This window comes from Pseudomonas sp. TE3728 (assembly GCF_056279145.1).
Genome location: NZ_JBWBQT010000001.1, coordinates 462,590 through 476,229, shown reverse-complemented (window position 1 = coordinate 476,229; position 13,640 = coordinate 462,590). Strand labels below are relative to the sequence as shown.

The 13,640-nt window shown below is 63.9% G+C and carries 1 protein-coding gene; it reads left to right on the top strand.

Going from position 1 to position 13,640, the window contains the following annotated elements:
* Entirely contained in the window at positions 1–13,602 is a 13,602-nt protein-coding gene (locus tag ACZ89R_RS02050; RefSeq protein ID WP_429546887.1) for an amino acid adenylation domain-containing protein, read from the top strand.
* Positions 13,603–13,640 lie beyond the last annotated feature (38 nt).

The following is a 13,640-nucleotide window of genomic DNA, read 5'->3' as shown; positions in this document are numbered from 1 at the left end:
TTGAACGAACATAACGATAGTCTCGACCAGTTGAAACGTGCCGCACTCCTGCGCCTGCTCAAGCAACGCGGCGCAACACGGGTCATCGATACAACCCCTGACGACATGGTTGCCGTGGACCGCACCGGTCCGCTGGCGCTGTCGTTCGCCCAGCAGCGGCTGTGGTTCCTCGATCAGTTGGACCCGACGGCCAGCGCCGCCTACCACATGCCGGCCTCGTTGCTGCTGCATGGCACTCTCGATCAGACAGCGCTCAAGGCGGCTCTTGACCGTCTGGTGGCCCGGCATGAAAGCCTGCGTACGACCTTCGAACGCCAAGGTGAACACCCGGTACAAGTCATCGCCCCGGCGCACTGCGGCTTTACCCTGATGGAACACGACCTGCGGCGCTTGCCCCGGGAGCAAGCCGAACAGCAAACAATTCGCCTCACCGAACGCGAAGCGGCGACGCCGTTTGATCTGCTGCACGGGCCGCTGATCCGTGGCAGCCTGCTGCGCCTGGCAGACGATGAGCACCTCCTGCTGATTACCCAGCACCACATCATCTCCGACGGCTGGTCCATCGGCGTGCTGGTCAAGGAATTCGCCGCGCTGTATCAGGCATTCAGCAATCAACAGGCCGATCCGCTGCCGACGCTGGCCCTGCAATACGCCGACTACGCCGCGTGGCAACGCCAGCACTTGAATGGCGAGCGCCTGAGCCAGCAAGTGGAGTTCTGGCGTAGTCATCTGGCCGGCGCCCCGGCCATGCTCTCGCTGCCGACCGATCGGCCACGTCCGACGGTACAAAGCTATCGCGGCGAGACCCTGGGGTTCGATCTGCCCGCGCCGCTGTCCAGCGCCATCGGCCAGTTCGCCCAGTCTCGCGCCGCGACGCCGTTCATGACCTTGATGGCTGCCTGGGCGGTGTTACTGGCGCGGATCAGCGGCCAACAGGATCTGGTGATCGGCACCGTCGCCGCCAACCGCGACCGCCAGGATGTGCAGTCGCTGATCGGTTTCTTCGTCAACACCCTGGCCCTGCGCATCCGCCTGGACGCCAACCCGACCCTCGATCAGGTGCTGCAACAAGTCAAAGACCTGATGCTGGAATCCTCCACCCGCCAGGACACGCCGTTCGAGCTGGTGGTCGAAGCCCTCAAGCCACCGCGCAGCGCCAGCTACAGCCCGGTGTTCCAGACCATGCTTTACACCAATGCCGGGGGCGCCGGCGGCCAGTTGCAACTGCCGGGGCTGAACCTGGAATTCCTGCCTTCGCGCAAGGACAACACCCAGCACGATCTGTCCCTGCACATCGACGAAGGCGGCCCGAGCCTGGCCTGCAGCCTGTCGTATTCCACTGCGCTGTTCGACGCCTCCACCATCGAACGCCTGGCGGCGCGCTTCGAGCGACTGCTGCGCTGTTTCACTGAAGCCCCGCAAACCCGTATCGCTGCGCTGGATCTGGACCCGCTTCTGGCCCTGCCTGAGGTCACGGCACTGGCGCACCTGCCGGAACGGGCGCCACTGTCTTACCACCAGGAAAGACTGTGGTTCGTCGATACCTTCGAGACCGGCTACCTGTATGAGGCCAATCCGGTCTATCACAACATTGCGCTGCTGCTGGAACTGACGGGCGAGATCAATCAGCCGGCCCTGCAAACCGCCTTCGATGGGTTGTTGGCCCGCCACGACATCTTGCGTTGCCGAGTGTTCTCCGATGGCGCCAGCGCCTGGCAACGCTTCGACGGCGCCGCGACGCTTGCGCTTGAATTGATTCAGAGCAGCGTGCACGACATGGCGGCCCAAGCCCTGGCCGAAACGCGCCGTCCATTGACCATGAACGGCGGCAGCCTGGTGCGCGCCACCCTGGTACGGGCGGACGAAAACAACGCCGTCCTGGCCATTGCCGTGCACCACTTGCTGGCCGACCGCACTTCCATGCAGTTGCTCAAGCGCGACCTGCTGGCCCTCTATGAAGCCGCCTGCGCCGAACGCAGCGCCGAGCTGCCAGCGCTGTCCCTGGGCTACGACGACTTTGCCGCCTGGCAACGCAACCTGCCGGCCGCTGTCCGGGAAAACCTGCGCGCCTGGTGGGCCTATCAATTGCGCGGCAAGCTGCAAGCCCTGGAACTGCCGTTGAATCGGCCACGGGCAGCGGTGCATGTATTTGCCGAAGCCACCCATGAATTCGTGATCGAGCCGGCGCTGGTCCGGCGCCTTGAAACCCTGGCCCGGGAAGTCGGCGTGAGCAGCGACAGCCTGGCCTTGAGCGCCTTTACCGCCTTGTTGCGCCGCTACGCGGGGCACGATGAGCTGATCGTCGGCACCACGGCGGCCTGTCGCGAACCGGCCTTGCGCGATGTCGTGGGGCCACTGGACAACCTGTTGGTCATGCGCGGAGCCTGCGACAGCGACACCACCCTGCAACAGTTGTGGGAGCAGACCGCCAGCCACCTGACCCAGGCGCTGCGGCATCGCCACATGCAGTTCGACCAGTTGGTCCTGACCCTCAACCCAGCCAAGGACATGAGCCGCACCGCGCTGTTCGACGTGCTCTTCAACTTCCAGCACAGCACCGACACCCACACGCTGGTGGCGGGTCTGGCGGTCAATACCCTGGAAACCAACCTGGGTTATGGCAAGAACGACCTGCACCTGCTGATCACTGCCGGTAAGCAGCACTGGGCCGGGCATCTGGCGTACAACGCGGAGTTCTTCGACCGCGAATTTATCCAGCAGTTGATGGGCCATTACGTGCGCATGCTGGAAGCCGTTGTCGATAATCCGCAGCAGCGTGTCGACGACGTGCCCCTGCTGGATACCGCCGAGCGTCAGCGACAGATCCTCGACTTCAACGACAGCGAAGCGGCCTGGCCCGACAGCCTGACCTTGCATCAGATCTTCGAGGAACAGGCACGCCAGACCCCGGAACGCATTGCCGTCAATCTGGGCCAGGAACGCCTGAGCTATCGCCAGCTCAATGAGCAGGCCAATCGCCTGGCCCATCGATTGCGTGCCTCGGGCGTGCAGCCGCAAGCGTTGGTGGCCATCGCACTGGATCGCTCCTTGCAGATGATCGTCGCCACCCTGGCAGTGCTCAAGGCCGGCGCCGCTTATGTGCCGATCGACCCGAGCTCGCCAGCAGAACGCATCGCCTATGTGCTCCAGGACAGCGGCGCACGCACAGCCATTGCCCATCGGGACATGAGCCCGGCGTTGCAAGCACTCGGCGTCGAAGTGTTTGATGCCGAACCGACAAGCACGGCCCCGGACATTGGTAACGCTGCCGCCAACCTGCCCAACGTCAACGCCCCGGATCACCTCTGCTACGTGATCTACACCTCGGGTTCCACCGGTGAACCCAAGGGTGCGCTGCTGGAACACCGCAATGTCGTGCGGCTGCTGCATAACAATCGCTCGGACTTCCAGTTCAATGCCGATGATGTCTGGTCGCTGTTCCACTCCAATGCCTTCGACTTTTCGGTCTGGGAAATCTTCGGTGCCCTGCTCTTCGGCGCTCGCCTGACCCTGGTGCCCGAGGCCCTGCGCCGCGATCCGGGGGAACTGCTCGGTTTCCTCGAAAGCGAACAGGTGACGGTCCTGAACCAGACCCCGTCGGCATTCCATCAACTGAGCGCGGCGGCCCTGACGCGACCGGATGTGCGTCTCGAACGGCTGCGCTATGTGATTTTCGGCGGGGAGAGTCTGGAGCTGGGCAAGCTCGACGCCTTCCATCGCGCCTTCTCCCATGTGGCGCTGGTTAACATGTACGGCATCACCGAAACCTGTGTACATGTCACCTACAAAGCCATCGGTGCGGCGGATATCGCCGCGGGCATCTCCAATATCGGGCGGCCGATTCCGACTACCGTGGCCTACGTCCTCGACGCCCAACAGCGTCTGTTGCCCGTGGGCGTGGCCGGTGAAATCTGCGTTGGCGGGCTGGGGGTCGGTCGCGGTTACCTGAACCGTGCGCAACTGAGCGCCGAACGCTTTATTGCCGACCCGTTCCGCCCCGGCGAGCGGCTGTACCGTTCGGGGGACCTGGGCAAGTTACTGAACAACGGTGAGATGGTTCATCTGGGCCGGATGGACGCCCAAGTGAAGATTCGTGGTTTCCGTATCGAGCTGGGGGAGATCGAAGCAAAACTGCTGGCCTGCGACGGCGTGCGCGAAGCGCGGGTACTGGCCCGCGATGACGTGAGCCAGAGCAAGCGGCTGATCGCCTACCTGATTGCTCAATCGGGGGTTGTGCTGGAAGTGGCCGCTCTGCGCAAGCAATTGGGAGCCACCCTGCCCGACTACATGATCCCGAGTGCCTTCGTCAGCCTGAACACGTACCCGCTCACCGCCAATGGCAAACTGGATCAAGACGCGTTGCCGGCACCGGACCTGGACGCTATGTCCGAGCGCGGCTATACCGCTCCCGAAGGCGCCACCGAACAGGTCCTGGCGCAGATTTTCCAGCAGCTGCTGGGCCTGGAGCGCGTGGGTCGCCATGACAGCTTCTTTGAATTGGGCGGGCATTCGCTGCTGGCCGCGCAACTGGTTTCCCGGGTGCGGCAACAGCTGGGCGGCGAATTGATGCTGCGCGAGCTGTTCAGCCATCCGACCGTGGAAGAACTGGCCCGGGTCGTGGGTGGCCTGCAAATGGTCAGCACCGAGACCATCGGCATCGCCGACCGCAACGCGCCGCTGGCACTGTCCTTTTCCCAGCAGCGCCTGTGGTTCCTCGACCAGCTCGATCCCGGCGCCGGCACCGCTTACCACATGCCCGCGTCCTTGCTGCTGCGCGGCGATCTCAATCATGCCGCACTCAAGGCCGCACTGGACCGCCTGGTGGCGCGGCACGAAAGCCTGCGCACCACCTTCGAACGCCATGGCGAACAGCCGGTGCAGATCATCGCTCCGGCGAACTGCGGCTTTGCGCTGGCCGAGCAAGATTTGCGGTCTCTGTCTTATGAGCAAGCGAGCATCACCGCGTCCCGCATCGGCAACAGCGAGGCCATGGCATCGTTCGACTTGCGCCAGGGGCCGCTGATTCGTGGTCGCCTGCTGCGCCTGGCCGATGACGAACACATTCTGCTCATCACCCAACACCACATCATCTCCGACGGTTGGTCGGTGGGTGTATTGGTCAGGGAATTCGCCGCGCTTTACCGGGCTTTGTGCCAACACCAGGCCGACCCTTTGCCAGCACTGACGGTTCAATATGCCGACTACGCCGCCTGGCAGCGCCGGGCCCTCGATGGCCAGCGCCTGAGCCATCAGGCCGACTTCTGGCGTGAGCACCTTGGCGGCGCGCCGTCGCTGTTGTCCCTGCCCACCGATCGCCCGCGCCCGGCGGTGCAAAGCTATCGGGGCGGTGACGTCCCGGTGGAAATCGCCCCGGCACTGCGCGAACGCCTGGAACACTTCTGCCAGCAGCACAACGTCACTCTGTTCATGGCGTTGCTCAGTGCCTGGTCGGTACTCATGGCACGCCTAGGCAACGAACGGGACGTCGTGATCGGTGTGCCAACGGCTAACCGTGGCCGCACCGAAACCGAAAACCTGATCGGCTTCTTCGTCAACACCCTGGCCCTGCGGGTAGACCTTGGGCAAGAGCCGAGCGTGGCGCAGCTGCTGGAGCAGATCAAGCAGACCACCCTGGCAGCCCACGAGCATCAGGACATTCCTTTCGAGCAAGTCATCGAAGCCTTGCAGCCGCCGCGCTCTCTGAGCCACAACCCGCTGTGCCAGGTTGCCCTGTCACTGGACAATACCCCTGACGGCGGTGAACTGAGCCTGCCCGGCCTGACCCTGACCCCTGTGGCTCAGGCCCATGAAACCTCGCAGTTCGACCTGATGCTGACACTGGGCAATGATGGCGGCACGCTGGCCGGGGTGATCGAATACGCCAGCGACCTGTTTGATCGCTCGACCGTGGAGCGTTTCGCCCAGCACTTCCAGACCCTGCTTGAGGCGATGGTCGAAGATGTCGAACAACCGGTGCTCGGCTTGCCGTTACTCAGCCAGGCACAGCGTCAGCACTCACCGGCGACGCTGCCGCCCAAGGCCGTATTCGCCCCTGGGCTGCTGATTCATCAGCGCTTCGAACAACTCGCCGCTACCCAGCCCAAGAGCATCGCGCTGGTCTTCGGTGAACTCGAACTGAATTATCAGGCACTCAATCGCCGCGCCAATCGCATCGCCCGAGAGCTGATCGGCCAAGGCGTGCGTCCCGATGACCGAGTGGCGATTCTGGCCCAACGCGGGGTGGAAATGGTCTGCGCGGTACTGGCCGTGCTCAAGGCCGGTGCGGCGTACGTGCCGCTGGACCCGGCCTATCCCGCCGAACGCCTCGGCTATTTGCTGGCGGACAGCGCACCGGTGGCCTTGCTGGCCCAACCCGCCTGCCTCGACGCCCTGCCGCCCCATGCGGTGCCGGTGCTGAGCCTCGACGATTTCGCCGCAACAGACGACCTGACAGACCTGTCCCTGGACCACAACCTTGAGCTTGATGTACTCGGCCTGACACCGCAGCATCTGGCCTACGTCATTTACACATCGGGTTCTACCGGGCTGCCAAAGGGTGTGCTGGTGGAGCACGGCAATATCGCGCGGCTGTTCGACGCCACCGCCGAGTTGTTCGACTTTGGCCGCAACGATGTGTGGACGCTGTTCCACTCTTTCGCGTTTGACTTCTCGGTCTGGGAAATCTGGGGCGCCCTGAGCTACGGCGGCAAACTGGTGATTGTCCCGAGCGACGTGGCCCGTTCGCCCGATGACTTTTACGCACTGATCTGCCAACAGCACGTCACGGTGCTGAACCAGACGCCGAGCGCCTTCCGCCAGCTTATCGAAGCCCGTGAGCGCAGCGATCAGGAGCATGGTCTGCGCGAAGTGATCTTCGGTGGCGAGGCGCTGGACATGCGCAGCCTGCGGCCCTGGACCGCGCGCACAGCGCTGGCCCGCACCCGACTGGTCAACATGTACGGGATCACCGAAATCACCGTGCACGCCACCTACTATCCGGTCAGCCAGGGTGACATCGACGCGGGTGCTCCCAGCCTGATCGGCCCGGCGCTGCCGGACTTGTGCCTGCGAATTCTCGATGACTACCAGCAACCGGTGCCGGTGGGCGTCAACGGTGAGATCTACATTGGCGGTGCCGGTGTGGCCCGGCATTACCTGAACCGCGACGAACTCAATGCCGAGCGGTTCATCAGCGATCCGTTCGCCGTGGAACCGGGGGCGCGGCTGTATCGCACGGGCGACATCGCCCGCTACCGCGCCGATGGCGGCATTGTTTACGTGGGCCGCAACGATTCGCAGATCAAGATTCGTGGCTTCCGCATCGAACTGGGAGAAATCGAAGCCCAACTGCTGGCCTGCGCCGAAGTCCGCGAAGCCCTGGTGACCGTGCGCGAGGACCAGCCCGGCGACAAACGGCTGGTGGCGTACCTGATCGCCCATGAAGGGATCGTCCCTGAGTCCTCGGCCTTGCGCAGCCAATTGGCGAGCGTACTGGCCGAGCACATGCTGCCGAGCGCCTTTGTGACTCTGGCGGCCTGGCCGCTGACCAACAACGGCAAGCTGGACCGCAGCGCCTTGCCGGCACCGGACGTGTCCGCCGCCGCGAGCCAGCACTACGAAGCACCGCTGGGGGACATTGAAATCACACTGGCTAGCGCCTGGCAGGAGTTGCTTGGGCTTGAACGAGTGGGTCGTCAGGATCACTTTTTCGAACTCGGCGGCCACTCGTTCCTGGTTATTAGCTTGATCGAGCGTCTGCGTCAGGCCGACCTGCAACTGGATGTACGCACGGTCTTCTCCGCCCCGACGCTCAAGGCCATGGCCGCGGTCCTCGTCGGCGGCAGCAACACCCGGCGAGTCGTCCCGGCGAACCTGATCCCCGCCGATTGCTCGGCGATCGAACCGCAGATGTTGCCGCTGGTAACCCTGAGCCAACAGGAAATCGAGCAGATCGTCGCCGATGTCCCCGGCGGGGCTAGCAATGTGCAGGACATCTACCCGCTGTCGTCGCTGCAGGAAGGTATCCTGTTTCACCACTTGTTGCAGTCCGAAGGCGACGCTTACCTGATGCGCACCGTGGTGATGTTCAGTGGTCGCCCATTACTCGATGACTTCCTCGCCGCGGTGCAGGTGGTGATCGACCGCCATGACATCCTGCGCACCGCCCTGCGCTGGCACGGTCTGCCGCAGCCGGTACAGGTGGTCCATCGTCAAGCGCAACTTCCGGTCATTACTCTGGACAGTGTCCCCGGTGAAGACGCCTTGCAAATGCTCCGTGACCGTACGGACACCCATCATCTGCGACTCGATCTGCAACGGGCACCGCTGATCGCGGCGTATATCACCTACGACACGACTCGGGAACAGTGGCTGCTGGCGTTGCTCGACCATCACCTGGTCAGCGATAACGTCACCTTGCGCCTGATCATGCTGGAGATTCAGGCGGTCCTGGCCGGCCAGGCCGACAGCCTGCCGCCGTCCCAGCCCTATCGCAATTTCATCGCTCAGGCCGCCACGGTGTCCCAGGCCGAACATGAAGCCTACTTCCGTCGCTTGCTGGCCGATGTCGACTCCACCACCGCGCCTTACGGCGTGCTGGATGTACGGGGCAACGGCGCCGGGATCAAACGCGCGGTGGAACACTTGAGCGACGACCTCAGTGCGCGGGTGTATCGCACGGCACGGGATCAGGGCGTACCAACGTCAGTGCTGTTCCATGCTGCCTGGGGCCTGGTCGTCGCGGCCACCAGCGGGCGCGACGACGGAATTTTCGGCACGGTGCTCTCGGGCCGCTCCCAGGGCACTGCCGGCGCCGACCATGCGCTGGGGATGTTCATCAATACCTTGCCGATGCGCATTCGCTTGCAGCAAAACACCGTCAGCGACATTGTCCGGGACGCTTACCAGCAGCTCAGTGAACTGCTGACCCACGAACAGGCTTCCCTGGCCCTGGCGCAACGTTGCAGTGCGGTGGATGCCTCCCTGCCACTGTTCACGGTCATCCTCAACTGTCGTCACGGCGATCTGGTGAACGCGTCCGGGGAAAACGTCGAGGATATGGGCGACCACGAAGGCATGCACTTTATTGCCTCCGAAACCCGTACCAACTACCCCATCGAAATTGCCGTGGCGAACGTGGCCAGCGGGTTCTCCCTGACCGCTCAATCAATCACCGGCATCGACCCGCAGCGGATCGCCGCCTACCTCGCGCAGGCCGTGGCCGCATTGGTCGACGCCCTGGAACAGTCCCCCGACTGCCTGGCCAGCAGCCTCGACGTCGTACCCGGCGCCGAGCGCCAACTGCTGCTGCGCGACTTCAATCACACCGCCACCGAGTTCGCTGCCCCGCAGCCGATTCATGCCCTGTTTGAAACCCAGGTGCAGGCCCATCCCGAAGCGGTGGCGCTGGTCTGCGAAACGCGGCAACTGACCTATCGCCAGCTCAACCGCCGGGCCAATCACCTGGCCCGGCAGTTGCTGGTCCTCGGCGTCCAGCCCGATCAGCGGGTGGCGATCTGTGCCGAACGCAGCCTGGAAATGATCGTCGGTCTGTTGGCCGTGCTCAAGGCCGGCGCAGCCTATGTGCCGATCGACCCGGCCCACCCCGCCGAACGCATGGCGTTCATGCTGCAGGACAGTCAGCCCCGCGCGCTGTTGACCCCATCGACCCTCACCTGGCCGGCGGGCGAGCTGCCGCTATTGTTGCTCGACACCCGCGAGTCACTGCAGGCCGCCGACGATCCGGCCTTCGATGCCAACCCCGTGGTGCCGGGCCTGACGCCGGAACACCTGGCCTATGTGATTTACACCTCCGGCTCCACCGGGCAGTCCAAAGGCGTGATGGTCGAGCACCGTTCGGTGTTCAACTTCTGGCAGGTGCTGACCCGCACCACCCATCAGCATTGCCCGACCCCGGCCACCGTGGCCCTGAATGCCGGGTTCTTCTTCGACATGTCGATCAAGGGCATCGCGCAGCTATTCTCCGGCCATCGCCTGGTGATCATCCCGCAACTGATCCGCGCCAGCGGCAGCGAGTTGCTGGACTTCCTCGAGCAGCATCAGGTGCACGCCTTCGACTCGACCCCGTCGCAGCTCGACACCTTGCTCGCCGCCGGCCTGCTGGAACGCCGCAGCTACCAACCGGTGAGCGTGCTGCTCGGCGGCGAGGCGATCAACGCCGCGACCTGGGAGAAGTTGCGCAACTGCCAGACCATCCATTTCTACAACATGTACGGCCCGACCGAATGCACGGTGGACGCCACCATCGACCTGATCCGCGACCTCGGCGAGCGGCCAAGCATCGGCCGGCCGATTGCCAACGTTCAGGTGCATGTGCTGGACGCACGCGGCGAACCAACGCCGCTGGGCGTGGCCGGCGAGCTGCATATCGGCGGTGCCGGGGTGGCCCGTGGTTACCTCAATCGCGACGCGTTGAGTGCCGAACGTTTTATCGTCGACCCGTTCAGCAGCGCCCCGAACGCACGCCTGTACAAGACCGGCGACCTCGGTCGCTGGCTGGCCGACGGCACGCTGGAGTACCTGGGGCGTAACGACTTCCAGGTGAAGATCCGTGGGTTCCGCATCGAGCTGGGGGAAATCGAAAACGCTCTGGTGGCGTGTCCAGGCATCCGTGAAGCGGTGGTGATCGCTCGCGAAGACAGCCAGGGAGAGTCGGACAGCAAGCGTCTGGTCGCCTATGTCTGCGGCGAACCTGTGCCGGCCGAGCAACTGCGCAGCGCGCTGTTGAACGGTCTGCCCGAGTACATGGTGCCCAGCGCCTTCGTGCACCTCGACGCCCTGCCCCTCACCGCCAACGGCAAACTTGACCGCCGGGCCCTGCCCGCACCGGGCCAGGAGTCCCTGGCCAGCAAGGCGTATGAAGCGCCCCAGGGTGACACCGAAGTCGCCATCGCCGAGATCTGGAAAAGCTTGTTGCATCTGGATCAGGTCGGGCGCCATGACGGTTTTCTCGAACTGGGCGGCCATTCTCTGCTTGCCGTGCAATTGCTCTCGCGACTACGGCGCAAGCTCGGCGCGCGGATCACCTTGCGCGAGTTGTTCGACGCGCCGACGGTACGCGGCCTGGCGTCACTGGTCAGCGCCGCCTCGCCGACCGAGTCGCAGTCGATTCCGCTGGCCAACCGTTCGGGGCGCTTGCCGTTGTCGTTCTCTCAGCAACGGCTGTGGTTCCTCGACCACCTGGACCACGCCGCCGGTGCCGCCTACCACCTGCCGCTGGCTTTGCGCCTCAAGGGGGCGCTGAACAAACCGGCATTGCACGCCACCCTGGATCGTGTGGTGGCACGCCACGAAACCCTGCGCACCCGTTTCGAACTGGTGGACGGCGAACCGCTGCAAAAAATCGCTCCAGCCGATTACCGCTTCACTCTGGAGCAAGAGGATCTGCGCGCACTATCGACGGCTGAGCGGTCGGCGACCCTCGCCCGCCTCGGCCAGAGCAATGCGACGCAGCTGTTCGACCTGAACCACGGACCACTGATGCGCGGCCATCTGGTGCAGTTGGCGGATGAGGAACATGTGCTGTTGATGACCCTGCATCACATCGTTTCCGATGGCTGGTCCAACAGCGTGCTGGCGCATGAGGTGAGCGTGCTCTACACCGCGTTCAGCCAGGGGCGCAAGGACCCGTTGCCCGCCCTGGCGCTGCAATACGTGGACTACGCCGCCTGGCAACGAAACGCGCAGGAAGGCTCGGCGCTGCAGGCTCAGATCGACTTCTGGCGGCAACATCTGGAGGGTGCGCCAAGCCTGTTGAACCTGCCGCTGGATCGCCCGCGTCCGGCCATTCAAAGCTATGCCGGCGGTATCGTCGACTGCGTCTTTTCACCCACACTCAGTGCGGATCTGCGAGCGTTCAGCCAGGCCCGGGGCACCACGTTATTCATGACACTGCTAGCCGGCTGGTCGGTGCTGATGAGCCATCTGAGCGGTCAGCATGATGTGGTGATTGGCACCCCCGTGGCCAATCGTCAGCGTCCGGAACTGGAGCCCTTGATCGGCTTCTTCGCCAACACCCTGGCATTGAGAGTCGCCACCGGGCCTGAAACGATTGTTGCTGAGCTGTTGGGCCAGATCAAAAACCTGACCCTGGCCGCCTATAACCATCAAGACCTGCCGTTCGAGCAAGTCGTGAGCGCCCTGCAACCGACCCGCAGCATGAGCCACAGCCCGTTGTTCCAGGTGATGTTGAGCCTGAACAATACGCCACCGGCCCCCCTGCAATTGCCGGGGCTGGAGGTGGAGTCAATAGAAAGCGCTCACCGCACCACGCAGTTCGACCTGTCGCTGTCACTGATCGACAACACCGACCGCATCAGCGGCAGTTTGCAATACGCCAACGACCTGTTCGACACCGCGACTGTACAAAACATCGCCGAACTGTTCGCCAAGGTGCTGGAAAACCTGGTGGCCGATGGGCAGCAGTCGATCGGTCATCTGTTGGGCGACACGCCGACGCTGGTCCGTTCGATCAACGCCGTGGTCGTGCCACCCGCCGCCGAAGACAGCCAGCCCCCGGCGTTACCTTACAAAGCCCCCCAGGGGGACACCGAAATCGCCATCGCGGCAGTTTGGCAGGACTTGTTCAAACTGGAGCGAATCAGTCGGCATGACGACTTCTTCAGCATTGGCGGCATTTCCTTGATGGCGGTCCAGATGGCCTCACGCTTGCGCAAGGTACTCGGCAAGCCGGTGGCGATTCGTGACCTGTTTGTCGAGCCGACCATTGCCGGGTTCGCCAGGGCCCTCGACGGCCAGGCACGGCCAGTGTCTCGCAGCAATCTGGTGCCCATCCGCCGTACCGGCTCTCAGCGCCCGCTGTTCCTGGTCCATCCTCTGGGCGGCGAAGTGCAATATGCGCGGGATCTGGCACCCTCGCTGGACCCACAAGTGCCGGTCTACGGCCTGGCCGCCAGCGGCCTGGTGGCGGGAGAAGCGCCGCTGTCCGACGTACCGGCCATTGCGGCGCGCTACCTGTCGGCGATTCGCCAGGTCCAGCCGCAAGGTCCGTACCGAATCGCCGGCTGGTCGGCCGGCGGTTTGATTGCCTATGAGATGGCTCGGCAACTGCAGGCCGGCGGCGAGCCCATCGACTTCGTGGGCATCATCGATGCGTCGGCACGCCCTGCTCCGACACCGAATGAATCCGTGAGCGAAGCGCAGTTCCTGATGGCCTGGCTGCCCGAGCAGATCGATGACGAGGTGTTCCGACAACTGACAGCGCTGGCGCAAAACGCGGACATCGAGGCGATGTTGGCCCTGTGCATCGCCAACCGCTTGCTCCCGGAGGAACTGCCTCACGATATCGATTCCGGGTTGTTGCGCAGCCACCTTGGGGTGGCCTATGCGACACGCCTGGCCATCGGCGCCTACGTCAGCCCGCCCACCTCGCTCAAAGTGTCGCTGTTTACCGCGAGCGAGCAGAAACGCAGCGATCCAACCCTGGGCTGGGGTGCGTTGCTCAAGGATCAGGTGAGTGTGACGGCATTGCCCGGAACGCATAACACACTGGTCAAGCCCCCCCATGCGAGCGCTCTGGGCGAGGCAATTTCCCACGCATTGAAAACCGACACGGCGTCATAAACAGGCCTGGTTGTACGGCGATAAACGCGCCGTACAAC